The sequence below is a fragment of the Streptomyces sp. NPDC002206 genome, from assembly GCF_053593595.1.
In genome coordinates this window covers 1-23,838 of the sequence record NZ_JBSFCW010000058.1, presented here as the reverse complement: position 1 = coordinate 23,838, position 23,838 = coordinate 1, and the positions used below count along the sequence as shown (strand labels likewise).

General features: G+C 69.4%; 19 protein-coding genes and 4 pseudogenes. 6 read left to right on the top strand and 17 right to left on the bottom strand.

Annotated features, from left to right (window positions below; all coding sequences use genetic code 11):
- Positions 1 to 329: 329 nt before the first annotated feature.
- Positions 330 to 1,904, top strand: a complete 1,575-nt coding sequence (locus ACWCP8_RS39505; RefSeq protein ID WP_451121339.1) for a FadD7 family fatty acid--CoA ligase — start codon at positions 330 to 332, stop codon at positions 1,902 to 1,904.
- A gap of 37 nt (positions 1,905 to 1,941) precedes the next feature.
- On the opposite strand, the gene ACWCP8_RS39500 is transcribed toward ACWCP8_RS39505, so the two are convergent.
- Together ACWCP8_RS39500 and ACWCP8_RS39495 are read right to left on the bottom strand one after the other, a co-directional pair.
- A complete protein-coding gene (locus ACWCP8_RS39500; protein WP_352271652.1) occupies positions 1,942 to 2,877 on the bottom strand; it encodes a LysR family transcriptional regulator in 936 nt (311 codons plus the stop codon).
- 166 nt (positions 2,878 to 3,043) lie between these two features.
- Positions 3,044 to 4,018, bottom strand: coding sequence for a 2-dehydropantoate 2-reductase (locus tag ACWCP8_RS39495; protein ID WP_352271654.1), 975 nt, complete (start codon positions 4,016 to 4,018; stop codon positions 3,044 to 3,046).
- A gap of 251 nt (positions 4,019 to 4,269) precedes the next feature.
- On the opposite strand from ACWCP8_RS39495, the gene ACWCP8_RS39490 reads away from it, so the two are divergent.
- The 3 genes from ACWCP8_RS39490 (at position 4,270) to ACWCP8_RS39480 (ending at position 8,091) form a co-directional block, all read left to right on the top strand.
- Complete coding sequence (locus ACWCP8_RS39490; RefSeq protein ID WP_451121337.1) at positions 4,270 to 5,814, top strand: Re/Si-specific NAD(P)(+) transhydrogenase subunit alpha; 1,545 nt, start codon at positions 4,270 to 4,272, stop codon at positions 5,812 to 5,814.
- 6 nt (positions 5,815 to 5,820) lie between these two features.
- Positions 5,821 to 7,293 (top strand): Re/Si-specific NAD(P)(+) transhydrogenase subunit beta, encoded by a 1,473-nt coding sequence (gene pntB / locus ACWCP8_RS39485; RefSeq protein WP_352271657.1) that lies wholly within the window; start codon positions 5,821 to 5,823, stop codon positions 7,291 to 7,293.
- A 99-nt stretch (positions 7,294 to 7,392) separates the two neighbouring features.
- A complete protein-coding gene (locus ACWCP8_RS39480) occupies positions 7,393 to 8,091 on the top strand; it encodes a GntR family transcriptional regulator (protein ID WP_352271678.1) in 699 nt (232 codons plus the stop codon).
- 104 nt (positions 8,092 to 8,195) lie between these two features.
- On the opposite strand, the pseudogene ACWCP8_RS39475 reads toward ACWCP8_RS39480, so the two are convergent.
- From ACWCP8_RS39475 to ACWCP8_RS39455, 5 genes and pseudogenes are all read right to left on the bottom strand, one after another.
- Positions 8,196 to 8,336, bottom strand: a pseudogene (locus tag ACWCP8_RS39475) (IS30 family transposase); the annotation flags it as partial.
- 238 nt (positions 8,337 to 8,574) lie between these two features.
- Positions 8,575 to 8,753 (bottom strand): annotated as a pseudogene (locus ACWCP8_RS39470) (IS110 family transposase); the annotation flags it as partial.
- Between the two features lie 74 nt (positions 8,754 to 8,827).
- Positions 8,828 to 9,472: a transposase gene (locus ACWCP8_RS39465; protein WP_451121335.1), complete on the bottom strand. Its 645-nt coding sequence runs from the start codon at positions 9,470 to 9,472 to the stop codon at positions 8,828 to 8,830.
- Entirely contained in the window at positions 9,469 to 10,230 is a 762-nt protein-coding gene (locus tag ACWCP8_RS39460; protein ID WP_451121343.1) for a transposase, read from the bottom strand. The genes ACWCP8_RS39465 and ACWCP8_RS39460 overlap by 4 nt, the downstream gene beginning before the upstream one ends.
- A gap of 2 nt (positions 10,231 to 10,232) precedes the next feature.
- Positions 10,233 to 10,451 carry a hypothetical protein gene (locus ACWCP8_RS39455; protein ID WP_352271663.1) on the bottom strand — a complete coding sequence of 73 codons (219 nt, stop codon included), beginning with the start codon at positions 10,449 to 10,451 and terminating at the stop codon, positions 10,233 to 10,235.
- 186 nt (positions 10,452 to 10,637) lie between these two features.
- On the opposite strand from ACWCP8_RS39455, the gene ACWCP8_RS39450 reads away from it, so the two are divergent.
- Complete coding sequence (locus tag ACWCP8_RS39450; protein WP_451121333.1) at positions 10,638 to 11,384, top strand: Type 1 glutamine amidotransferase-like domain-containing protein; 747 nt, start codon at positions 10,638 to 10,640, stop codon at positions 11,382 to 11,384.
- Between the two features lie 35 nt (positions 11,385 to 11,419).
- Here the strand turns inward: ACWCP8_RS39450 and ACWCP8_RS39445 are convergent.
- The 8 genes and pseudogenes from ACWCP8_RS39445 to ACWCP8_RS39410 form a co-directional block, all read right to left on the bottom strand.
- A pseudogene (locus ACWCP8_RS39445) lies at positions 11,420 to 11,851 on the bottom strand (transposase); the annotation flags it as partial.
- Positions 11,796 to 11,951, bottom strand: coding sequence for a transposase (locus ACWCP8_RS39440; RefSeq protein WP_451121341.1), 156 nt, complete (start codon positions 11,949 to 11,951; stop codon positions 11,796 to 11,798). The gene ACWCP8_RS39440 and the pseudogene ACWCP8_RS39445, both read right to left, overlap by 56 nt.
- A 55-nt stretch (positions 11,952 to 12,006) precedes the next feature.
- Positions 12,007 to 12,985 (bottom strand): annotated as a pseudogene (locus ACWCP8_RS39435) (RNA-guided endonuclease InsQ/TnpB family protein).
- Positions 12,986 to 13,299: 314 nt separating this feature from the next.
- Positions 13,300 to 14,706 carry an OFA family MFS transporter gene (locus ACWCP8_RS39430; RefSeq protein WP_352271666.1) on the bottom strand — a complete coding sequence of 469 codons (1,407 nt, stop codon included), beginning with the start codon at positions 14,704 to 14,706 and terminating at the stop codon, positions 13,300 to 13,302.
- A 514-nt stretch (positions 14,707 to 15,220) separates the two neighbouring features.
- Positions 15,221 to 15,433: a formate dehydrogenase subunit delta gene (locus ACWCP8_RS39425; RefSeq protein WP_352271667.1), complete on the bottom strand. Its 213-nt coding sequence runs from the start codon at positions 15,431 to 15,433 to the stop codon at positions 15,221 to 15,223.
- A gap of 5 nt (positions 15,434 to 15,438) precedes the next feature.
- On the bottom strand, positions 15,439 to 18,261 hold the full coding sequence (gene fdhF / locus ACWCP8_RS39420; RefSeq protein ID WP_352271669.1) for a formate dehydrogenase subunit alpha: 2,823 nt from the start codon (positions 18,259 to 18,261) through the stop codon (positions 15,439 to 15,441).
- Positions 18,258 to 19,847 carry a formate dehydrogenase beta subunit gene (locus ACWCP8_RS39415; RefSeq protein WP_352271670.1) on the bottom strand — a complete coding sequence of 530 codons (1,590 nt, stop codon included), beginning with the start codon at positions 19,845 to 19,847 and terminating at the stop codon, positions 18,258 to 18,260. The genes fdhF and ACWCP8_RS39415 overlap by 4 nt, the downstream gene beginning before the upstream one ends.
- On the bottom strand, positions 19,844 to 20,374 hold the full coding sequence (locus tag ACWCP8_RS39410) for a formate dehydrogenase subunit gamma (protein ID WP_352271671.1): 531 nt from the start codon (positions 20,372 to 20,374) through the stop codon (positions 19,844 to 19,846). The genes ACWCP8_RS39415 and ACWCP8_RS39410 overlap by 4 nt, the downstream gene beginning before the upstream one ends.
- A gap of 421 nt (positions 20,375 to 20,795) precedes the next feature.
- On the opposite strand from ACWCP8_RS39410, the gene ACWCP8_RS39405 reads away from it, so the two are divergent.
- Complete coding sequence (locus ACWCP8_RS39405; protein WP_352271673.1) at positions 20,796 to 21,482, top strand: GntR family transcriptional regulator; 687 nt, start codon at positions 20,796 to 20,798, stop codon at positions 21,480 to 21,482.
- Here the strand turns inward: ACWCP8_RS39405 and ACWCP8_RS39400 are convergent.
- Positions 21,443 to 22,246, bottom strand: a complete 804-nt coding sequence (locus ACWCP8_RS39400) for an acyl-CoA dehydrogenase family protein (RefSeq protein WP_451121329.1) — start codon at positions 22,244 to 22,246, stop codon at positions 21,443 to 21,445. The genes ACWCP8_RS39405 and ACWCP8_RS39400 overlap by 40 nt on opposite strands.
- Before the next feature lie 698 nt (positions 22,247 to 22,944).
- Positions 22,945 to 23,496: a beta-class carbonic anhydrase gene (locus ACWCP8_RS39395; RefSeq protein ID WP_451121327.1), complete on the bottom strand. Its 552-nt coding sequence runs from the start codon at positions 23,494 to 23,496 to the stop codon at positions 22,945 to 22,947.
- Between the last annotated feature and the right edge of the window lie 342 nt (positions 23,497 to 23,838).

Genomic DNA, 23,838 nt, shown 5'->3' with positions numbered 1-23,838 from the left:
CTCGGCCGGTACGTCGGCGTTCGCCGCTGTCTCCAGTGGTGAGGGGGCGGTCATGGTCCGAGGTCCTCCTTGGACAAAGTCATGCAGTGCGGCTTGTGGATCCACCTTCCGCACCGGACCCTCGCCACGTCCAAGACCTGGCGGCGACCAGCCGATAACCAGCGTTTATCAACGGCGCGAACAAGCCCTGGCACCTGCGGTGATAGTCGGCCACTATCGGCCGTTCACGGTTGTGCATTGGACGCTCACAGGCTGGGGCCCGCAGGCTCGCAGTCGACCGTTTCAGCTGTCTCGGCTGATCGCCTCAACTGGCGCGAGGAGGTGCGGTGATGGCCACAGTGGCCACGGCGTCCGTGCGTGAACCGGACCGCTACCACCCGCCCGCGCTCACCGGCCTCGTCGATCTGCTGTCCCGGCCCGTGCGGGCGCGTCCGCACTCGCGGGCCCTCGTCGTCGGTGCGGAGCGCATCGAGCTGTCGTACGCCCGCCTCGCCTCGCTCGCCGACGACCTGGCCCGCCGGCTGACGGCCGCCGGGGTCCGGCCCGGGGACCCGGTGGGGCTGGTCGCCGCGAACACCGTCGAGTTCGTCGTGTCTCTATTGGGTGCGGCCCGGGCCGGCGCGGTCGTCGCCCCGTTGGATCCGGCCCTGCCTCCCGGTCAGCTGGGCGCGCGGCTAAGAGTGTTCGGGGCACGGGTGGTGCTGTGCGGGCCCGAGGCACCCGCGGGCATGTCGGCCGCCTGGCCTGTCCGAGTACGGGTCACGCCCGGCGCGCCCTGTGCGGTCACGCTCGACACGACGCGCGCGCCGCTCGGGCTGTACGGGACACCAACGCCGGGCCTCGCCCTGGACGACGCCCTGATCCTGTCGACGGCGGGCACCATGGACCAGGCCCGCCTGGTGCCGCTGACCCACGGGAACGTGGCCGCGGCGGTGCGTGTGCTGTGCGCGACGTACGAATTGGGGCCGCGGGACGCGACGGTGGCGGTCATGCCGCTCTTCCACACGCACGGGCTGGTCGCGGCGCTGCTCGCCACGCTCGCCGCCGGCGGCTGCGTGCTCCTCCCGGCCGGGGGGCGCTTCTCGCCCGACACGTTCTGGGACGACATGCGCGCTGTGGGGGCCACCTGGTTCACCGCGGTGCCCGCCATCCACGAGATCCTCCTCGACCGTTCGGCCGGCGAGCATCCGGCGCCACTCGCACCGGCCCTGCGCTTCGCCCGCAGTTCCAGCGCTCCGCTCAACACCGCGACCCAGCGGGCCCTGGAGCGCGCCCTCGGGGTGCCACTGCTGTCGGCCTACGGCATGACGGAGGCCGCGCATCAGGCGAGCAGTGAACCCCTGCCGCCGCCCGGTACGTCCAAGCACGGCTCGGTGGGCCGGCCGACCGGGACGCGGATCCAGGTCGTCGACCCGTCGGGGCAGGCGTGCCCGCCCGGTGTGCAGGGCGAAGTCTGGGTGCGCGGTCCCAGCGTGGCCAGGGGATATCTCGCCGATCCGGCGGCGACAGCGCGCGGTTTCGGCGGGGGCTGGCTACGCACCGGGGACCTGGGGCATCTGGACGCCGACGGCGCCCTGTTCCTCACCGGCCGGATCAGGAACCTGATCATGCGGGCGGGCGACCAGGTCTCCCCCGAGTACGTCGAGGACGTACTGTGCGGTTGTCCCGCCGTCGCCGAGGCCGCCGTGTTCGGGGTGCCGGACGAGCGGCACGGGCATCGGGTGGGCGCGGCGGTGGTGCTGCGCGAGGAGGAGGACGCGGAGCCCGCGGAGATCGTCAGGTACTGCCTGGGCCGGCTGGCCCCTTTCGAGGTGCCCGAGCGGATCCAGGTCGTCCCGGCGCTGCCGCGCACGGCCAAGGGGGCGCTGGACCGGCAGGCGGTCCAGCTGCGTTTCGCCCGGTGACGCTCCGGCCGGGCGGGCCGGCCGGAGCCGCCTCGGCTCAGCGGACCAGGGGTTCGGGCACGGGCAGCGGCCGGTCGAAGAACTCGTCCAGGCGCAGTGAGGCCGCCGCCGTGATGAACGCGCGGGCCGCGAGCGAGCCCGGCGTGGCGTCGTGGATCGCGACCGAGATGAGCGCCCGCGCGTCCGGCTCGACAAGCCGCAGCACGCGCATTCGGCCGGTGACCGGCAGGGCCCGCAGCCAGGTGTGCGGCACGATGCTGGTGCAGGCGCCCGCGCCCACGTTCGCGTACAGGGTGGCCACGGAGTCGGTCTCCACCTGCGGGATGACGGTGACTCCGCTGCGGGTGAACGCGGCGTCGATGACCTGCCGGATCCGCATGTCGGGGGTGAGCAGCGCGAGCGGCAGCTGGGACGCCTCGGCCCAGGTCAGAGTATCGGACTGGGGCAGCAGCTGATCGGCTGCGGCAAGCAGCATGTACCGCTCCTCGTAAAGCGGCGTCACCTGCAGCCCGTCCTGGTCCTCGGGGCCGAAGTGGGCGATGGCCGCATCGAGTTCGAAGGCGCGGAGCTGCCGGATGAGTTCCGTGGTGGACAGGCGGGACCGCACCTGGACCTTGGCCAGCGGGTGCGCGGTGCAGAACGCCGTCACCGGCAGCGCGAGCGTCGTCGAGGCCGTGGGCTCCGCGCCCAGCCGCAGCGTCCCGGTGATGCCCGACTGGACCGCGGCCACCTCGGCCTTGAACGCCTCCTGCTCGGCGAGGATCCGCTTGGCCCAGACAACCAGACGCTCTCCTTCGGGCGTCAGGCCCTGGTAATTGTGGCCGCGATTGATCAGTGTGACGTTGAGCTCGCGCTCGAGTTTGGCGATCGACACAGACAGTGCGGGCTGCGAGACGAAGCAGGCGTCCGCGGCCCGCGCGAAGTGCCTCTCCCGGGCCACCGCCACAAAGTACTCCAGCTGACGGAAGAGCATGCTCGCCTCCTGCTTCGTCCCTCGCACCCCATACATCTCTGCCCCGACCAGGTCGAACACGCCTGCGGTGGCTACGCTGCCCGAGCTTACCCGGCGGCCTGGGCGGCGCCTCGCCCGCACCAAAGGCCCGGCTCCCCCAGCGTCATTGCGGGAGCCGGGCCGGCTCTCATCCCGTGCCGGTGCGGCGCGCCAGCAGGTCCGTGGTCGCGTGCACCGCTCGGAGCCTGGGTGCCTCGGCACCCGTGATATCGGCCATCTCCACCACCGCGGTCACGATGGCGTCGAGTTCCAACTGCTTGCCCGCCTCCAGGTCCTGGAGCATCGACGTCTTGTGGTCGCCGACCCCCTCCGCACCCCGCAGCCGTTTCTCGATGGAGATGTCCGGTGTGCTGCCGACCCGGGCGGCGATGTCCAGTGTCTCCTCCATGAGCTGGGCCACCAGCCGTCGCGTCGGCGGATGCTGGCAGATCTCGACCATCGTGGCCCGGGTGAGCGCGCTGATCGGGTTGAACGCGACGTTGCCCATCAGCTTGATCCAGATGTCGTCCCGCAGGTTCGGCTCCACGGGGCACTTCAGTCCACCCGCGATCATCGCCTCGCTCAGCGCGGTGCACCGCGCCGAGATCCCGCCGCCGGGTTCACCGATGGAGAAGCGGGTGCCTTCGAGGTGGCGGATCACGCCGGGGGCCTCGATGACGGTGGCGGGGTAGACCACGCAGCCCACGGCCCGCTCCGGCGCGAGGACCTTGCTGGTCGCGCCGCCCGGGTCCACCGCCTCGATCCGGCGACCCTCGTAGGGGCCGGCGAGCCGGTGGAAGTACCACCATGGGATGCCGTTCTGCCCGGCGACGACGGCGGTGTGCTCGCCGAGGAGCGGTTCGATCAGCGGGCCGCTGGATGGGTAGGAGTGTGCTTTCAGCCCGAGGAACACGAAGTCCACGGGTCCAATCTCGTTGGGGTCGTCGGTGGCGTGCGGGTGGGCGACGAAGTCCCCACGCGGGCTGATGACCCTGACCCCGCGCTCGCGGATGGCCTGCAGGTGCGGACCGCGGGCGATCAGGTGGACATCGGCACCACCCCGGTGCAGGGCCGCTCCTACGAAGGCTCCGATCGCGCCGGCTCCGAGGACTGCAATCTTCACGGCATCTCCTCTCGGGAGGAAGGGTGAGTGATTGTGATTGGATACTGTATGCAGTCAGCGGGTCTGCTGTATACCCTTGACCCCGAACCGATACGGCCACAGCGCCCCCGACCACCCGCCCGGATTCACCCCTGGCGTCGAGCGAACTGCACACAATATGCTGCGCGACTCCTGTCCGGTGACCCACTTCCTCCGCTCCTGACGCTCCCCGCGCACCGACGGAACCGCAAGCCCCTGAGAAAAGGAGAGCAATGTCTGCGTCACCACCACAACGCATAGGCGTGGTCGCCGAGTCGACCTCCGGGGAGACCAGAGTGGCGGCCACCCCGGACACCGTCCGCCACCTGATCGGGCTCGGCTACGAAATCGTCGTCGAGACCGGCGCCGGAACCGCATCGGGCTTCTCCGACGCGTCGTACGTCGAGGCGGGCGCGCGCCTCGACGACGCCTGGCACGCCGATGTCGTTCTCAAGGTCAACGCGCCGTCCCACGACGAGGTGCGACGACTGCGGGACGGGGCGACGATCGTCGGCCTGCTCGCCCCCGTGCAACACCCCGAACTCCTCACCCAGCTCGCGAGCAGGCGGCTGACCGCGTTGTCCATGGACGCCGTGCCCCGCATCTCGCGGGCCCAGTCCCTGGACGTGCTCAGTTCGATGGCCAACATCGCCGGCTACCGGGCGGTCATCGAGGCGGCCCACGCCTTCGGACGGTTCTTCACCGGACAGGTCACCGCGGCGGGCAAAGTGCCTCCCGCGAAGGTGCTGGTGGCCGGCGCCGGAGTGGCCGGCCTAGCGGCCATCGGAGCCGCGGGCAGCCTCGGCGCGGTGGTCCGGGCCACCGACCCGCGCGGCGAGGTCGCCGACCAAGTACGGTCACTCGGCGGCGAGTTCCTGCCCGTCGAAGTCGAACAGGAGTCGGCGGGCGACGGATACGCGCGAGCCACGTCCGAGGCGTACGACCTGCGCGCCGCCGAGATCTACTCCGAGCAGGCCAGGGATGTCGACATCATCATCACGACGGCCCTGATCCCGGGGCGCCCGGCGCCACGGCTGATCACGGCCGATCAAGTGGCCTCGATGAAACCGGGCAGCGTCATCGTCGACATGGCGGCGGCGCAGGGCGGGAACGTCGAAGGGACGGTGAGCGATCGGGCTATCGTCACCGAGAACGGCGTCACCATCATCGGCTACACCGACCTGGCGGGCCGCCTGCCCGCCCAGGCCTCACAGCTGTACGGCACGAACCTGGTGAACCTGCTGAAGCTGCTCACCCCGGGCCGGGACGGGCAGCTGACCCTCGACCTCGAGGACGTCGTACAGCGGACGGTGACCGTGGTGCGCGACGGCGAGACGCTGTGGCCGCCGCCCCCCGTCGCGGTCTCGGCAGCGCCCGCGAAGGCCCCGGCCTCGCCGGCGTCACCGGTCGATCCGGCGCCGCCGCGGCGCCTGTCACCGGCCGGCCGCTACGGACTGATCGGGCTCGGGATGCTCGCCCTGTTCGCGCTCATCGCCGTCTCGCCCGCCCAACTCGCCGCCAACTTCACGGTGTTCGCGCTTGCTGTGGTCATCGGCTACTACGTGATCGGCAAGGTCCACCACGCGCTGCACACCCCGCTGATGTCGGTGACCAATGCGATCTCAGGGATCGTGGTGGTCGGGGCACTGCTCCAGATCGGCCACCCGCCCCTGGCCATCAGTGTGTTGGCTTTCCTGGCCATCCTGCTCACCACCGTGAACATCTTCGGTGGGTTCGCCGTCACCCGTCGCATGCTCAGCATGTTCTCGAAAGGCTGAAATTCGATGAACGCATCCACGGCGGCCCAGGCCGCCGACATCGTCGCCGCGCTGCTCTTCGTCTTCAGCCTCGCGGGGCTCTCCCGGCACCACACCGCCCGGGCGGGGGTGGCCTACGGCGTCGCGGGAATGGCGCTTGCGCTCGTCGCCACCGTCGTCGTCGCCGGGCGTTCCGTCTCCGGCGAGTCGATCGCGCTGATCGCCGTCGCGGGCACGATCGGTGGCGCGATCGGCCTGTGGCAGGCCCGCCGGGTCGAGATGACCCAGATGCCCGAGCTGATCGCCGTGCTGCACAGCCTCGTCGGGCTCGCCGCCGTACTGATCGGCTGGAACAGCTACTTGGAGGTCGAGGCACAGCACCCGGGCTCCACCGAGCTGGCCGGGTCGCTGCTGCGGATCCATCACGCCGAGGTGTTCATCGGCATCTTCATCGGCGCGGTCACCTTCACAGGTTCCGTGATCGCGTTCCTGAAACTGTCGGCGCGCATCAAGTCCCAGCCGCTGACCCTGCCCGGGAAGAACCTGCTCAACGTCGGCGCCCTGTTCGCGTTCGTGACCCTGACAGTCTGGTTCACCGTCAGCCCGAACCTCGCTCTGATGATCGCCGTCACCGTGCTCGCGCTCGTCCTGGGCTGGCATCTGGTCGCTTCCATCGGCGGCGGCGACATGCCCGTCGTGGTCTCCATGCTCAACAGCTATTCGGGCTGGGCCGCCGCCGCGGCCGGCTTCCTGCTGGACAACAACCTGCTCATCGTGACCGGGGCGCTGGTCGGCTCCTCCGGCGCCTACCTGTCGTACATCATGTGCCGGGCGATGAACCGGTCCTTCCTCTCCGTCATCGCAGGTGGCTTCGGCGTCGAGGCCGCACCCAGCGGCGAGCAGGAGCAGGGCGAGCACCAGGAGATCAGCGCCGAGGACACCGCAAGCGCGCTGGCGGGCGCCACTCAGGTGATCATCACGCCGGGGTACGGCATGGCGGTCGCCCAGGCGCAGCACCCGGTGGCGGAGTTGACGCGCCGTCTGCGGGAACGCGGCGTGACCGTGCGCTTCGGCGTGCATCCCGTGGCAGGGCGGCTGCCGGGGCACATGAACGTACTCCTTGCCGAGGCCCGCGTACCGTACGACGTCGTCCTGGAGATGGACGAGATCAACGACGACTTCGCCGACACCTCGGTGGTCCTGGTCATCGGCGCCAACGACACCGTCAACCCGGCGGCGATGGACGATCCGGCCAGCCCCATCGCGGGGATGCCGGTGCTGCGGGTGTGGGAGGCGGAGCAAGTCGTCGTGTTCAAGCGGTCCATGGCCTCCGGGTACGCAGGTGTGCAGAATCCGCTGTTCTTCCGGGAGAACAGCAGCATGCTCTTCGGCGACGCCAAGCAGAGTGTGGAAGCGATCCTGCGCGAACTGGCGGCGAGCGACCCGGGCCCGGCAACGGGCTCCGGACGTCGGCCGGCGGAGCAGCCCGCACCTGCCTGACCTACACAGATTGCATACAGAAGCCTATATGCTGTGCGCGATTCCTCTCGCTCCACCACCAGCACCTCCCCGCAGCCGGCCGTCACCACCAGGGAGCCCATGCGCGAGCCACGCACTTTCCCAGCCACCGTGACGACACCCGTCAACAGGCCTGCACCCCTGCGCCAGGCCGTCTACGACGTCCTGATCGAGCTGATCGTGGGGGGCGTACTAAAGCCGGGCCAGCATCTGATCGAGGCCGAACTCGCCGAGGACCTCGGCGTGAGCCGCCAACCGGTGCGCGAGGCACTCCTGCGCCTCCAGGCCGACGGATGGGTGGAACTGCGCCCCGCGCAGGGCGCATTCGTGCACAGCCCGACCGTCGAGGAGGCCACCCAGCTCCTCGGCGTCCGCGCCGTCCTGGAAACCCACTCGGCGCGCGGCGCCGCACAGTACGCGACCGGTCCGGACATCACGCGCCTGTGGGAACTGCAGGCCGCCGGAATAGCTGCGCTCTCCGCGGACGACGCCCGCGGCATCGTCGAGGCGAACGCGGCGCTGCACGGCTTCATCACCGAGCTCGCGCGCAACCCCATCCTCGCCGAGCTGATCCGGCAGGTCGACCGCCGGGTGCGCTGGTACTACATGCCCATCGCCCGGCCACGCGGCAAGGACGCGTGGAACGAGCACGCCGACATCATCGACCGCATCGCGGCCGGCGACGCCGACCGGGCCGAAGAACTGATGCACCATCACACCCGGACGACCACCGACTTCTACTGCCGGCAGCTGACCGCGGCACCCCGAGCCCAGGCGTGATCGCGGCGACTCCAGCCAAACCTCACCTCAAAAGGGTCACTTGACACACCAGTGACGCCGCACCGCAGGGAGGCGAATTCCAGGGGTCGTTGCAACACAGGTGATCAACTGGCTGTTGCCAGGAGCTTAGCGAGACGCTCGGCTGGGGTTTCCCAGTCGAGCGTTTTGCGTGGTCGGCCGTTGAGCTGGGCGGCGACGGCGTCGAGGTCCTCGGGGATGTGGCCGCTCAGGGCGGTGCCCTTGGGTGCCTCTGTGTTTGTCAAGCTGGTTGGGGTGGTGGCGTAGGCTCGGGTTTGGCGGGTCCGGGAAGTGACTTGCCCGAAGAGCCGGCCGTCGGGGTTGGGCCGGCCGCGCTGGATGCTGTAGTCGCCCCCGGTTGTCCTCCTGGGCCCGTCGTCCCGGTGCGTCGGCGTTCGTCGCCGATCATCATGCGCCAGACATGATCAGCGAGGCGGCGTTTGAGACACCCCATGTCGTTTGAGGTCAAGCGGCATGGAGGTGTGCGTGGTGCGACCAAGCGGTCGCTTCGTCGTAACGGGTGCGGGCCTTGAGGCAGCCGTGGAGGATGCCGACGAGGCGATTGCCGAGCTGTCGAAGGGCGGGGTTGTGGCCGACATCGCGTGCACGCTGCTGTCGTAGTAGCGGCGGGCGCCGGGCGAGGAGTAATTGTCAAGAGTTGTGGGTGGTGTCGGCGTACCCGCCAACATGGCTCTGACAGGATTTTCGTAGCTAGAGATCATCTTGGAGTGAGGGTCTGCCGGTCTGCGTAGTGGCGGCGTAGGTGGGCGATCAGTACGACTCGGTGGCGAAGGAGTGGGACGCCGCCCCGGCCGCCCATGATGCGTTTCTGGAGTTTGACGTCGGTGATGCGGCCTTCGCTGACTGCGGAGTTGTAGGGCGTGGTGATTCCCTGGGTGACCGCATGCTGGTCTTCGCGTAGGGCGGTGGCGATGCTGGCGAAGGGTGCCAGTCCGCTGTTGGTGAGCTGGTCGAGCCACATTTGCAGTGGTGCGGCGTCGTGGGTATCGAGTATGGCGGCGAACTGGCGGACCAGTTCGTGGGTGCGGTGAAGTTCTGGGCAGTGTCCGAGCAGGCGCCACAGACGTTCCGCCGTCTGCGGGCCGTGCCGGGACGGGTTGGTGATGATCCGGCGTGCAGCTTCGCGTGGGGAGGGCGGCCGCTCGCGGGGCTCGTCCAGCGGCAGGCCGCGTCGGAGCGGCGCAAGGGCCATTCTCACGCGCCGGTAGTGGCCCAGGTAGCCCTTGCCGAGGAGTTCCTGGTGGAGGATTTTGGCGCTGTGTTCGCCCTCGTCCCAGCGTTGTTGCAGGTAGTTGAGGTAGGGATCCGGGGTTGACGGGCGGCGTGGAGGGTGGCGCGTCACCTCGTGTCAGGTGCGGGCCCGCGCGTATTTGCGGACGGTGCGACGGTCCAGTCCGAGTTCGCGGCTGCGGCGCTGTAGGGGCGGCCGGCATCGGTCAGTGCATGGACGGCCTCGAAAAGCCGTCGGGCATGCCGGCTGGCGGGAGTGTCCTGCCCGGCTTCCGTTGTCATCGAAGGAGGGCTGGACCCGCCCTGTTCGAGGGCCGGGAGTGCGGCTGGCAGGCAGCCGCGGTGGGCTGCAGCGACTTCCTGGACGCGCCGGGACAGGCCCTGCCACAGGTGGAAGCGGTCGCTGACCTGGATGGCGTCGGGGGCGCCGTCGACTATGCCTTGCCGGTAGGTGAGGGAGCCGTCGCGGCAGGCGATCTCGACTCCGGGGTGTGTGCGGAGCCATCGGCTGAGCTGTTCGGCGTCCCTGCCCGCCCAGAGCGTCAGCGGAAGACGGGTTGTGGCGTCGACCAGGAGGGTGCCGTAGGTGTCGCCGTAGAGCGCGAAGTCGTCCACCCCCAGCACTCTGGGTGTGACCAGCGGCGGCAGCGGCATCCGCATCAGCTGGGTGAGCACGGTGGACCGGGAGAGTCTGACATTCATGACGCGCAGCATCCGGGCCCCGCCTCGGCCGGCCAGCACCACGCCGACCGCCTCGACCAGGCTCTGCAGCAGTGGCGTTCGCCGCTGGCAGCGCACCGTCAGCCGAGGCACCTGCTCGGCGAAGGTCACCTTCGCGCAGACGGCGTTGTCGCAGTACAGACGGCACACACTCAAGTCGATCCGGACCGGCCGGCCGCCGATTGCCGCTGTACGCCGACAGGTGGGACGGGTAAATGCGTCCGCCAGGTGAGGCGGATTGCCTGCCCGTGGTCGCGGGCGAGGGAGGTGAGCACATCGGTGCCGATCTTGAGGACCAGGGCTTGGGCTACGACGCGCGCCTGGGTGGAGAAGTGCGGCTGGAGGGATACCTCCGGGCTCTTGTCGCGCACCCACGTCTGAAGCCGGATCGGCGGCCTGTAAGAAGAGGCAGTGGCAGCGCCTCGCGGTTGGCCTGCTCCTGTCATGGGTGAACGGGAGCTCACGTCGGAGGACTGATCGATTGTGGACAGAGCCGATGGCTGGCACCGTTCGAGGCATCGTCCGCGTCTGCGTCGTGAACTTGAGGAGGCACCCTCGTGGCTGTCGTTCCGGAACGTCGATTGGCTCTCCTTGGAGGCGGCTTCTCCACCGACGACGATGGTTTGCTGGATGACTGGGTACTCAACCAGGTGCGCGCTCCTCAGCCCAAGGTGTGCTTCGTTCCGACAGCCAGTGGCGACGCCCCCGCCTACGTGGAGCAATTTCTCGCGGCATACCGGTCACGTTCTTGCGAGCCCAGTGTGTTGCATCTGTTTCGGCGAGAGCTCGATGACGACACCCTGCGAACGTTCCTGCTCCGTCAAGACGTCATCTATGTCGGTGGGGGCAACACCGCGAATCTGCTGGCGGTCTGGCGTGCGCACGGCGTGGACCGGCTGCTGCACGAGGCCTTCGACCGAGGCACCCTGCTGTGCGGTATAAGCGCAGGTGCCAACTGCTGGGCTGAGGGCTCGCATACCGACTCCTTCGGACCGCTGACCCACCTCTCTGACGGGTTGGGCCTGCTGCCCGGCTCGGTCTGCCCCCACTACGACAGTGAGCCGGGGCGCCGATCGTCCTTCAAGGCGGCCGTGGCGGCTCACGCACTCCCGGCCGGCTGGGCGGTGGAAGATGGCGTCGGTGCCCTCTTTACGAACGGTCGGTTGACGGACTCGGTGACTCGCACGCCTCAAGCCCGTCTCTATCGAGTAGAGCCAGGCGGGGACAGCGACGTAGAGGAAATTGCCGTGCCATGTCGTCAGCTTGTTGCTGCTGTGGGGCCCATGTCGTTTGTCGTGAAATGATCAATTGTCATGGTTAGTAGCTTATTTGAGGTGCGTCACGCTGCGAGGGTCTCATCTCGTTCGACGAGGTGACCATTTTCGAAGCGCGTGCCCTCGCGGACGAGGGCGACGAGGTGGGGTGCGGTGACCGCCCGCCAGCGAGCCTGGGCGGACTCGACGAGCTTGAAGACCATCGTGAGGGCTGCGGCGGGACTGTCAGCACCGCGGGTGACCTTGGTCCGAAGTTTCACGGTGCTGAAGGTCGACTCGATCGGATTCGTAGTAAGCAGGTGGACCCAGTGCTCAGCGGGGAAGTCGTAGAATGCCAGCAGCTCGTCGACCTCGCCGGTGATCTTCTTCACCGCCTTGGGCCACTTCGCCCCGTACGCCCTCTCGAACTCCGTGATCGCCTTTTCGGCGTGACCACGGTCCTCAGCGTTGCAGATCTCCTGCAGGGCCTTCTTCGCCCCGGGCTGCGGGGAATCGGGTGGGGTTCCCGGTCCTGCCCAGGAGGCGAGCGGCGGTCATGGCTCCGATACCCGGAGTGTCAGTCAGCCGACTTTCGGACTCTGCGACCAGTGCGGCCATGACTTTGGCCTTGTCCTTCAGCCTCACATCCCAGATCCGGATCTCGGCGATCAGGTCAGCGGCGAGGGTGCGGCGGGTGAGCTCGGCCGAACCCACGGGGACCACCGTCTCCAGCAGCTGTTCGGCTTTGGCCGCGGACAGATCGCGCGGTGCCCCGCCGGAAACTGCCGGGTGCCTCGGGGTCGGGTTTGGAGGCGGGGCCTTGGTCATGTTGCGGATCTTGAGGTCTTCGTGCGCGATGAAGTCGTGCGCGCGGACCAGAGCGAGGGCGGTCTTGTGCGCGTGGTCGAGCCGCTGACGGCGCACCTTGCCGTGCACCGCACGTTGGTGGTTGGCCGTGCGGTTCTTCACCTTGCGTCGAGGGAAGCGGCTCAGGGCCTGTTGCGCGGCCTGAAGCTTCGCAGCGGCCTTGCGGGCGTGGCGCGGGTTGGGGATGTGTACGCCGCCCGAATCGGTGAGGAACGAGGCTATGCCGAGGTCGATGCCGACCATCGACCCGGTTGCCGGGTGCGGCTCGGGCTGGTCTTGTTCGGCGGTCAGCACGACGAACCACTTGCGGCCTTCACGCTTGACCGAGACGGTCTTGACCTTGCCGGCCACGGGCGGGTGCTGATTGACCTTGACATGCCCAATGCCCTGGAAGCGGACGCGGGTGACCCGGTCGTGCGGGGTGGAGTCCCACCGGACCCCGTCGCCGTCCTTCGGGAACTCCACCGTGTCGAATCAGTTCACCCCCCGCGAAACCGCGGATACCCCGGCGTCCGGCCGACTGCGACCCGGCGGAAGAACGCCCCGAACGCCTTGTCCAGACGGCGCAAAGTGGCCTGCGGAGACGAGAACGTCCACCGCCCCTGACGCTCCGGATCGAACGCCCGGATGTCCTTGGCCTGCGCGGACTGCATCCCGTAGCGGATGCTGCTCTTCGACGTGTGCCGGTAGGCTTCCCGCCGTTCCTGTAACTCCCCGTTGTACAGGGAGCAGTGATCGCGCAGCATCCCGCCGAGCGCGACCGCCTGCCGGGCGGTGGGCCGCATCAGGAACTTGTACGCGGCTCATCCGGCCCACCCCCCTTTCGGTCAGTGCGGTCAACATAGCTGGCGTCACCGACAACGCAGAGAACTCCGGCGCTCCGCGCCCGAGATCGCATTCCCGCCCGGTCTGAAGGCCGGGATTCCCTGCGAAAATCAGGGATGGGCCGGGGCCGGACGGACCAGGGAGCGCACCCCACCGTCCGGCCCCGCCTGTGCCACGGGCGCCCCGCCGGACGACTGCCGCCGCCGTCCAACGCTTTGTTCGCGCCCGCGCACGCTCTGTGGGCCCGGGCGCGAAGTTGCGCCCGGGCGTTCGCTCAGTTCGCCGCGCTGGTCAGCCCGGGGCTGTCGGCGACGGCCTGCACGGCGGGCCGCTCCTGGTCCGCGGGTCGGCCGGGCTGGCGCAGCAGCAAGGTGATCAGAGCCGACAAAAAGGCGATGCCGCCTGCCAGGTAGTAGCCGCCCGAGTAGCCCCAGGCGGTGATCACCCCAGCGGCCAAGCCACCGCCGCCGACACCGCCGACCAGCTTGGCGCTGTAGACGAGGCCGTAGTTGGTGGCGTTGTTGTTCTCCCCGAAATAGTCCGGGACCAGTGCCGCGAACAGCGGGTAGAAGGCGCCGCCGCCGAATCCGTTGACGAAGGCGAAAATCAGGAACAGCGGCTCGTTGTGGGCCTGCCCCGACCACAGCACGCCGAACTGCGCGACGCCCGCGATCACGAGGACCATCGTCAGGGTCTGCCGGCGGCCCAGGGTGTCCGACAGCCAACCCACGGCGGCCCGGCCCACCCCGTTGACCACGGCGAGCACACCCGCCGACGAGGCGGCGATCAGCGGCCCGAAGCCGAGGCTCTTGGCGAAGGGGACCTGGAAGTTGATGCCGAAGAGCGAGACGCCGCCGATGCAGACCAGGGCGAACCACATCAGCGGCAGCTGCCCGGTCTTGATTGCCTGCATCGGGGTGAACTGTCCCTTGGCCGGCGGGTTCTTGCGCAGCCTGCGCGCCACCCGCTCGGCGTCCTCGCCGCCGCCACGGTTGAGCGGGTCCACGTCCTGCGGCCACCAGCTCTTGGGCGGGTCGCGGAAGAAGAAGCCGCAGCTGCCCACGAGGAGGACCATGCCCAGGGCGATCAGGTCGAGGACCAGCCGGTAGTTGTCGGCGTGGAACCAGTAGCTGAAGACGAAGATCAACGGCAGTGTGCCGTAGGCGAATCCGCCGTTGACAAAGCCGGTCCGCGCGCCCTTGTTGTCCGGATACCACTTGCCGACCATGTTGATACAGGTCGCGTAGACGAGTCCGGAGCCGGCGCCACCGAGCACCGAGTAGCCGAGTATCACCACGATGGGGTTCGAGACGTGGGCGATGGAGAGGAAGCCGAGCCCGGACAGTACCGCTCCGAGGAGCATGCCCGTTTTGGCGGAGAGCTTTCCGGTCTCCCGGAGCCTGCCCGCGGGGAAGGCAATGCCCGCCTGGAAGACCGCCCAGATACTGGCGATCCAGAAGGCCTCGGTAAGGGTCCAGCCATGGGCGTGCTCGAGGGTCGACTCCGCCGAGCTGTAGCCGTACTCGTAGACGCTGACGCCCATCATCGCGATCCACGGGAGCCAGACCATCCACGCCCGAGGCCTGCCCAGGATGGAGCGGTCGCTCTCCCCGACGCGGTAGACGCGTCCGTTGGTATCGGTGACCTCTCGGTATGAAGTCGCCTGCGGTGTTACTGACATTTGTGCCTTCCCTTGCCTGAAAAAGAGCTTGGCGTGCGCCCCCTGGGGCCTTGCTCTTCGTGCGGTGGGTGAAAGCGACTCCCCTCCACGGTGCGCGCCCGGGCTCTCGCCAGGCGCGGGTAGGGGGTACGCCGTCGGCGCGTCACGGGTCCGGGGCGGCATCCCGGAGTCCGCCGGCGTGCAGGCGGTGACCTGGTGGTTCGGCCTCGGCGCGGCGGGTTCGGGGCCGCGGCGAGGTATGGCAGACAACTGACCTGCCGATCACGGCGCAGGGAGCCGGACCGGTGATTGCATACGGTATGGAGCAAGGAAATCGTGTGTCCAGTGGGGCGGCATGAAGCTTGACCAGTGCATTACCCAACTACCTTCGGGCGCTGTGCGGTGACGCGCCGCAGTCGAGCGGGACGACCGGTTCCGGGCATGCCGAAGGACCCCGCGGGGGCTCCCCGCGGGGCTGCACGAGGCATGGGCCCGCTGCGTCACACCACAGCGAGCCGCGCCCTCACCTCCACCGTCAGCGCAGCAGCTTCACCGCCTCGACGACCAGCGGGTGCACGCCCGGTGCGTCGGAGTCCACCAGCGCGCACAGTCTGGTGCGCATCCGCGGGTCCCAGAACCTGCCGATGTGTCCGGCCAGTTCGGTGGCCGCCTGCGCCGGGGGCAGGTGGGCAAGGTTCAGGGCGATGTCATTGGCCATGCGGCACTCGGACGGCTCGGTGGCGGCCATGTTTATCAGTCTCCCGCCGTCAGGGCGCCCACGGGGGCCTCGGCGGCCGGCGTGGCCCCTTCGTGCCCCCGCGGCGCCAGGGCGACCTGGACGGCCGTCACCTTGTACTCCGGGCAGTTGGTCGCCCAGTCGGAGTTCTCCGTAGTCACCACGTTGGCGCCGGTGACCGGGTGGTGGAAGGTCGTATAGACGACGCCGGTCGGCATCCGGTCGGAGACCAGGGCCCGCAGCGTGGTGCGGCCCACCCGGCTGGCCAGGGTGACCAGGTCACCGTCGGTGATCCCGCGGTCCTCCGCGTCGTGCGGGTGCAGTTCCAGTACGTCCTCGGGGTGCCAGGCGACGTTGCCTGTACGGCGCGTCTGCGCCCCGACGTTGTACTGGCTGAGGATGCGCCCGGTGGTGAGCACCAGCGGGAAGCGGCGGGTGGAGCGCTCATTGGTCGGCACGTACGAGGTGACGACGAACTTGCCCTTGCCGCGGACGAATTCGTCGATGTGCATGATGGGCGTGCCCTCGGGCGCCTCGGCGTTGCACGGCCACTGGACGCTGCCCACCTTGTCGAGCAGCGTGAAGGAGACGCCCTCGAAGGTCGGGGTGACCGCGGCGATCTCGTCCATGATCTGGCTCGGGTGGTCGTACGCCATCGGATACCCCATGGCCGTGGCGATCTCGGTGACGATCTGCCACTCGTGCTTGCCCGCCTTCGGCGCCATCACCGCGCGCACCCGGTTGATCCGGCGCTCCGCGTTGGTGAAGGTGCCGTCCTTCTCCAGGAACGACGCCCCAGGCAGGAACACATGCGCGAACTTTGCGGTCTCGTTGAGGAACAGGTCCTGGACGACGACGAGTTCCATCGCCTCCAGGGCCGCGGTGACGTGCTTCAGGTTCGGGTCGGACTGCGCGATGTCCTCGCCGTGCACGAACAGGCCACGGAAGGAGCCGTCGATGGCCGCGTCGAACATGTTGGGGATGCGAAGCCCCGGCTCGGACAGCAGGGCGGTGCCCCACAGGTCTTCGAACACGGTGCGCACCGCGTCGTCGGAGACATGCCGGTATCCGGGCAGTTCGTGCGGGAAGGAGCCCATGTCGCAGGAGCCCTGGACGTTGTTCTGGCCGCGCAGCGGATTGACGCCCACGCCGTCGCGGCCGATGTTCCCGCACGCCATCGCAAGGTTGGCCATCCCCATGACCATGGTCGAGCCCTGGCTGTGCTCGGTGACGCCCAGACCGTAGTAGATCGCCCCGTTGGGTGCGCCCGCGTACAGCCGGGCGGCCGCGCGCAGTTCGTCGGCCGGGACCCCGGTGACCGGCTCGACGGCCTCGGGGCTGTTCTCGGGGCGGGCCACGAACGCGGCCCACTCCTCGTAGCCCTCGCACCGCTCGGCCACGAAGCTCTGGTCGACGAGCGCCTCGGTGACCACCACGTGCGCCATGGCGTTGACCACGGCCACGTTGGTGCTCGGTCGCAGTTGCAGATGGTGGTCGGCCTCGATGTGCGGCGAGCGTACGAGGTCGATGCGACGCGGGTCGATCACGATGAGGCGGGCGCCCTCTCGGAGCCGGCGCTTCATCCGGGAGGCGAACACCGGGTGTCCGTCGGTGGGGTTGGCGCCGATCACCATGATGACGTCGGCCTCGGCGACCGAGCGGAAGTCCTGGGTGCCCGCGGATTCACCGAAGGTCTGCTTGAGCCCGTATCCGGTGGGCGAGTGGCAGACGCGCGCACAGGTGTCGACGTTGTTGTTGCCGAACGCGGCGCGGACCATCTTCTGGACCACGTACACCTCCTCGTTCGTGCACCGCGAGGAGGTGATCGCGCCGACCGCGCCCGTCCCGTACGTGTCCTGCAGAGCCCGCATCCGGCGCGCGACGGTGGTGATGGCCTCGTCCCACTCGACTTCGCGCCACGGGTCCGTGATCTTCTCGCGCACCATGGGCTTGAGGATGCGGTCGGGGTGAGTGGCGTAGCCGAAGGCGAAGCGGCCCTTGACGCACGCGTGGCCCTCGTTGGCGCCGCCGTCCTTGTACGGCACCATGCGGACGAGTTCGTCGCCGCGCAGTTCGGCCTTGAAGGAGCAGCCGACGCCGCAGTACGCACACGTGGTGAGGACAGAGCGGGTGGGCATGCCGAGGTCGACGACCGACTTCTCCTGGAGCGTGGACGTCGGACACGCCTGCACGCAGGCTCCGCAGGAGACGCACTCGGAGTCCATGAAGGACTCCCCCGCGCCCGCCGCCACCTTGGAGTCGAAGCCGCGTCCCTCGATGGTCAGGGCGAATGTGCCCTGGATATCGCCGCAGGCGCGGACGCAGCGGGAACAGGCGATGCACTTGGACGCGTCGAAGTCGAAGTAGGGGTTGCTGGTGTCCTTCTCGGCATCGAGGTGATTCTCCCCCTCGTAGCCGTAGCGCACCTGGCGCAGTCCGACGACGCCCGCCATGTCCTGCAATTCGCAGTCGCCGTTGGCGGGGCAGGTCAGACAGTCCAGCGGGTGGTCGGAGATGTAGAGCTCCATGACGCCCTGGCGCAGCTTCTCCACCTTGGGTGTCTGGGTGCGCACCTGCATACCGTCGGCGCACGGAGTGGTGCAGGAGGCGGGCGTACCGCGCCGGCCGTCGATCTCGACCACGCACAGCCGGCAGGAGCCGAAGGCCTCCAGGGAGTCGGTGGCACACAATTTGGGGATGTCGACGCCGGCGAGCGAGGCGGCACGCATCACCGAGGTGCCCTCCGGCACGCTCACCGGTATGCCGTCCACCTCGAGCGCCACCGTGGCCTCCCCCGGTCGCTCCGGGGTGCCGCGATCAGTTTCCTTGAGCAGTGTCATGCCGTGCCCTCCGTCCTCGTGTCGGCGGCGACTTCACCGAGGAAGTCGTCCGCGAAGTGAGTAAGCGCGCTGCGCACGGGCAGCGGGGTCAGTCCGCCCATCGCGCACAGCGAGCCCTCCGTCATCAGCTCGCACAGGTCGTCGAGGAGTGCAAGGTTCTCGTCCCTCTGCTCCCCCGCCACGATCTTGTCGATCACCTCGACACCGCGCACTGAACCGACCCGGCACGGGGTGCACTTGCCACAGGACTCGGCCGCGCAGAACTCCATGGCGAAGCGCGCCTGGGCGGCCATGTCGACGGTGTCGTCGAAGACCACGATGCCGCCGTGGCCGACCATCGCCCCGGCCGCGGCGAACGCCTCGTAGTCCATCGGCAGGTCGAACGAGGAGGGCGGCAGGTAGGCGCCGAGCGGCCCGCCGACCTGCGCCGTGCGCACCGGCCGGCCCGACCGCGTGCCGCCGCCGTACTCCTCGATGAGTTCGCGCAGTGTGATACCGAAGGCGGTCTCGACGATGCCGCCGTGGGCGATGTTTCCGCCGAGCTGGAACACCTGGGTGCCGCGGGAGCGCTCCACCCCCAGCTCCTGGTACGCCTTGGCGCCCTGGGCGAGGACGACGGGGACGGTGGCAAGCGTCAGGACGTTGTTGACGACGGTCGGCTTGCCGAACAGGCCCTCGATCGCGGGGATCGGCGGCTTCGCGCGGACCATGCCGCGCTTGCCCTCCAGGCTCTCCAGCATGGAGGTCTCCTCGCCGCAGATGTACGCGCCCGCGCCGACCCGCACATGCAGATCGAAGTCGAGCGGCGTACCGAGGACCGAGGTGCCGAGCCAGCCGCGGTCGCGGGCGGTCTCGATGGCGGCGCGCATCGTGGCGACCGCGTCCGGGTACTCGGAGCGGATGTAGAGGTAGCCCTCGCTGGCGCCGACGGCGTGCGCGGCGATCGTCATGCCCTCGATGAGCAGGAACGGGTCGCCCTCCATGAGCATGCGGTCGGCGAAGGTCCCGCTGTCGCCCTCGTCGGCGTTGCAGCAGATGAACTTCAGCTCGCCCGGGCAGTCGAGAACGGTCTTCCATTTGATGCCTGCGGGGAAGCCCGCCCCGCCGCGCCCACGCAGGCCCGAGTCGGTCACCTCGGCGACCACGTCGGCAGGAGTGAGCTTCAGCGCGGTGCGCAGCCCTGTGAGACCGCCGTGGCGCAGATAGTCGTCGGCGTCGAGCGGATCGATGACGCCGACGCGCGCGAAGGTGACCCGGTTCTGCCGGGCCAGCCACGGCAGTTCGTCCACCGGGCCGAGGCGTAGGGGGTGCTCGTCGCCGTCGACCAGGCCGGCGGCAAGCAATGCGGGAACGTCGTCGGGGGTCACCGGACCGTAGCCGATGCGCCCGTGCTCGGTGGCGACCTCGACAAGCGGTTCGAGCCAGAGCATGCCGCGCGATCCGGTGCGTACGAGATCGATGGCCAAGTCAGCTCTGTCGGCGGCCTGTTGGATTGTGGCGGCCACCTCGTCGGCGCCCACGGACCGGGCGGCCGAGTCGCGGGGGACGTAGATCCGCACATGGGGCTGTGCGGGATGCTGGGTCATGACCGGGATGCCTCATTTCCGTCGGGCGTGGCGCCGACGTCGTCGCGCCGCGTCTGGTCGATTCCGTGGAGCAGCGCGCCGAGCCGCTCCGTGTCCACCCGGCCGTGCAGGCGTCCGTCCACCTCGACGGCGGGGCCGAGGGCGCAGTTGCCGAGGCAGAAGACCTGCTCGACGGTGACCGAACCGTCCTCGGCGGTCTGGCCCAGGGTGAGCCCCATCTGCCGTACGTACTCCACGAGGTACCCCGCGCCCTGGGCCTGGCAGGCCTCGGCGCGACAGACGCGGACGGTACGGTGGCCCGCGGGCTCGGCCCGGAAGTCGTGGTAGAAGCTCACCACTCCGTGCACGTCGGCCCGCGAGAGGTTGAGCTCGTCGGCGAGCACCGGTACGGCCTCCTTGGGCACATGCCCCAGTTCCGCCTGCACGGCGTGGAGGATCGGCAAGAGGGCGCCACGCTGCTCGCGATGGGCGGCGGCGATCTTCCTCACCACCTGCTCCACCGTCGGATCACTGGTCCGGATCTTCATGGTCGTGCGGCCTTTCGTCAGGGCCGTGGAAGGGGTACGGGCACGGGCACCTGGGGGTCCGGTCCGAGCACCACGGTTCGCGTTCACAGGGGCACCTCGACCTCCCCTGGCGCGCACGGCACAAGGGGCGAAACAGTCCTAGCGAAGCATGCAACCCTGATGTATACAAGCGTTTTGCATACAGAATCCCAAAGTCGAATACCGATCTGCCCCTACGGCCGTTCGACTCCGCTGCTGGCGCGCTGCGTTGATCCGATGCGCGACCGCCCTCCACCCCGGTAGGACATCACGCAAGGTCGTCGCGGGACACCTCACTGCATACGAAAACCTGTATCCTGAATCGGCCGCCGCGCGGTCCGCCCGGGGGTAACGGCCGGCACAGCCGCCGACTCGGTGAGCTCGGAGGCGGAACAGGAGAACCATGCGCCAAGGCCTGACGGCTGGCTCCGCCCGACGCGTCGCCCGCCCGACGCCGCTGCGCCAGGCGGTGTCCGATGCCCTGGCAGAGCTGATCATCAGCGGCACCCTGAAATCGGGCCAGCATCTGGTCGAATCAGATCTCGCCGAGCAACTGGGGGTCAGCAGGCAGCCCGTGCGCGAGGCGCTGCAGCGCCTGCACACGGACGGCTGGGTCGACCTCAGGCCCGCCCAGGGCGCGTTCGTGCACACCCCCACGCAGGAGGAGGCGACCCAACTCCTTGACGTCCGTACGGTGTTGGAGACCTACTCCGCACAACTGGCGGCGCATCACGCCAAGCCCGAGCACATCGAGCACCTATGGCAGCTCCAGCAGGAGGGCGTGGACGCACTGGCGGAGAGTACGACCGACCGCCTGGTCGCCGCGAACACGGCCCTGCACACCTACATCACATCCGTGGGCGGTAACGACGTGCTCGCCGAGCTGATCGCACAGGTGGGGCGCAAGGTCCGGTGGTACTACACCCCGATCGCCAACTCCCGCTCCAAGGGCTCCTGGAACGAGCACGCCCGCCTCATCGAGGCCATCGCGAAGGGCGACCCGGAGCGGGCCGGCGAGATCATGCGCAAGCACACCGAGCGCACCCGCACCTACCGCAAAGCCATCGCGGCGGAGTCCGCGAACGCCTGACCGTCGCTGGAGCGCGCGGTCCCGGAAGCGGATCGCGCCAGCGCGCCCAGCGAGGGATGCACCGCGTCGGACCCGACGACGGCACACAGCTCTCGCAGCCACGGCAGCACGGCGCCGAGCAGAATCTTGAAACCCTCGCCGTCCGCCCCCAGCATCGCCTCGGCCGGGACGCGCACCGGGTCGGCGACCACCGTGGACGTGGCGCTGGCAAGCGGCGCCCCGGTGGCGCGCGCCGGAACGAACAGGCCGGGCGCGTGGGCCGGCACGCCCCAGAGCGTCAGGCCACCGTCCGAGTCGACAGGTGGCGACGACCAGACATAACTGTCCGCCTCACCTGCGGCGACCACATCACGCTTGCGTGCCCGCAGCGCCACCACGCCTCCAGTACGCCGCGCGGTCGAGCGAACCGCCCCCCCGGCGCCGTCCTCCACCACCGCGAGGGTGCACAGGTGGCGGCCGGCCGCGACCTCACCCCGCAGCCACCGGCCGCCGTACGCCTCGACCACCGCGGCCGCCGCGTAGTGGGACTGGAGCACCGCGGCCGTGGCCGGGCACACGGGCATGACCCGGCCGACCACCTCGGCGGCTCGTGCCAAGTCGACGCCGCCACCGGCGGGTTCGGCCGAGCAGGTCAGCCCGAGGAGACCGGCCCGGCCGAGGGCCGTGACCGCCGAGCGGGGGAACTTCCCTTCCTGACGCGCCAGCTCGCCGGCCGGAGCGATGACGTGGTCCAGGACGTCATGCAGTGCGCTGGGATACGACACGGGGCGCCCCCTCAGGTGCGATGTCCGATCCGCCCCGGGCGGGCGGTCCCGATGGCCTCGGCCGCGGATCACGGAGCGGCGAGGCACTGACTTGCATTGCATACAGTATGCCATTGTTGCCCGCGGCGCTACGTGTCGGACGGCCACGGCCACCCAACCGTTCCTAACCAGCGTGCATGAGTGAGTCCTGGACCTACTGCTGCGTGCTGGGCGCATCCCGAACGGTGTTGGATGCGCTGGGTTCCCGCTTTCGCTTCCCGCTCGGCGCTGGCCCCCTGGGGGGCCGGCCCGTGGTGGGTGGGCGGGTTCCCTCACGTCCCCGGGTGCCTGGTCCGGCCTGGGCGGTCCGATGCCCCGCACGATCACTCCGGTCGTGCGGGGGCGGTGCCGTCCTTCCCCAAGCTCTCAACTCCGTTCGAGCAGGGGATACCCCATCCCGGACCGGGCACCACGAAGGAGGCCGTCAGCTTCCGCAGACCACCCCCCACATCACCCTCACCCAGGCCGGACACCTGTCACCCAATCCAACGAGCAACAGCCACCAAGGTCACCCATTCGATCCCAGGACTCCCGTTCCCAGCCCGCGAATCCGCCGCCAGGACTCACTCCCGCTCACCACCACTCACTTCGGCTCAGTAAACTGAAAGCAGCTCACAACCCCCTTCGAAAGGCGCAAAGCCGCGAGGATGCAGGGACGCTCAGTCGAGGTCCGAGATCTCCCTCAGCAGCCCCGACGCCACATCGAAGACAAAGCCCCTCACGTCGTCGATATGCGGCAGGAACGGCGACGTATGCACCCGCCGCATCGACTGCCGTACGTCCTGGTCGACGTCCCGGAACGACTCCACCGCCCAGGCCGGCCGCTGCCCGACCTCCCGCTCCAGCTCGTACCGGAACTCCTCGGTCAGCGTCTGCAGGCCGCACCCCGTGTGGTGGATGAGGACGACACTTCGGGTGTTCAGGGCGCGCTGGCTGATGGTGAGGGAGCGGATGGTGTCGTCGGTGACCACTCCACCGGCATTGCGGATGGTGTGGCAGTCCCCCAGCTGGAGGCCGAGCGCGGCGTGCAGGTCGATTCGGGCGTCCATGCAGGCCACGACCGCCACTCCGAGGACGGGACGGGCATCCATTCCGGGGTCGTGAAACGTGTCGGCGTAGGCGCGGTTGGCCCGCACCAGGGAGTCGATGACCGATTCCTGGCCAGGGGATCCGGTGGACGGGCGTGCACCGGAAGGTGTCGATGTCAACATGCTCGGTCGCCTCTCAGGGTCGATGCTCGGGCAGAACGGAGCCGGGCAGAACGCTGTCGCCCCGGCGAACCGGGGCGACAGAAGGGAGACCAGAAGTGGTCGTCAGGAGCGTGGGCGGCCCCGTGCGGGGGGCGCCGCGCGGGGACACCCCGGCGCCGCCCCGCGCGCGGCGGGGCCGAACCCTCACCTCCTGCTCACAGCACCTCCCCCGCGACCGCGCCTGTGGCCGTGCGGACGCCCCCCAACTTCGGCCGGCCCGGCGCCCGCAGGAACACCGCCAGGACCGCGGAGGCGAGCCCGATGCTGCCCGCGAGGGCGAAGGCACCGCCGTAGCCCCAGGCA

Bases quoted from the DNA above. Each gene is read 5' to 3' on its own strand.
- ACWCP8_RS39395 (WP_451121327.1), bottom strand. From the start codon at position 23,496: ATGTTGACATCGACACCTTCCGGTGCACGCCCGTCCACCGGATCCCCT.
- pntB (WP_352271657.1), top strand. From the start codon at position 5,821: ATGAACGCATCCACGGCGGCCCAGGCCGCCGACATCGTCGCCGCGCTG.
- ACWCP8_RS39500 (WP_352271652.1), bottom strand. From the start codon at position 2,877: ATGCTCTTCCGTCAGCTGGAGTACTTTGTGGCGGTGGCCCGGGAGAGG.
- ACWCP8_RS39490 (WP_451121337.1), top strand. From the start codon at position 4,270: ATGTCTGCGTCACCACCACAACGCATAGGCGTGGTCGCCGAGTCGACC.
- ACWCP8_RS39405 (WP_352271673.1), top strand. From the start codon at position 20,796: ATGCGCCAAGGCCTGACGGCTGGCTCCGCCCGACGCGTCGCCCGCCCG.
- ACWCP8_RS39410 (WP_352271671.1), bottom strand. From the start codon at position 20,374: ATGAAGATCCGGACCAGTGATCCGACGGTGGAGCAGGTGGTGAGGAAG.
- ACWCP8_RS39415 (WP_352271670.1), bottom strand. From the start codon at position 19,847: ATGACCCAGCATCCCGCACAGCCCCATGTGCGGATCTACGTCCCCCGC.
- ACWCP8_RS39430 (WP_352271666.1), bottom strand. From the start codon at position 14,706: ATGTCAGTAACACCGCAGGCGACTTCATACCGAGAGGTCACCGATACC.
- ACWCP8_RS39425 (WP_352271667.1), bottom strand. From the start codon at position 15,433: ATGGCCGCCACCGAGCCGTCCGAGTGCCGCATGGCCAATGACATCGCC.
- ACWCP8_RS39440 (WP_451121341.1), bottom strand. From the start codon at position 11,951: ATGGCCGCACTGGTCGCAGAGTCCGAAAGTCGGCTGACTGACACTCCG.
- ACWCP8_RS39505 (WP_451121339.1), top strand. From the start codon at position 330: ATGGCCACAGTGGCCACGGCGTCCGTGCGTGAACCGGACCGCTACCAC.
- fdhF (WP_352271669.1), bottom strand. From the start codon at position 18,261: ATGACACTGCTCAAGGAAACTGATCGCGGCACCCCGGAGCGACCGGGG.
- ACWCP8_RS39480 (WP_352271678.1), top strand. From the start codon at position 7,393: ATGCGCGAGCCACGCACTTTCCCAGCCACCGTGACGACACCCGTCAAC.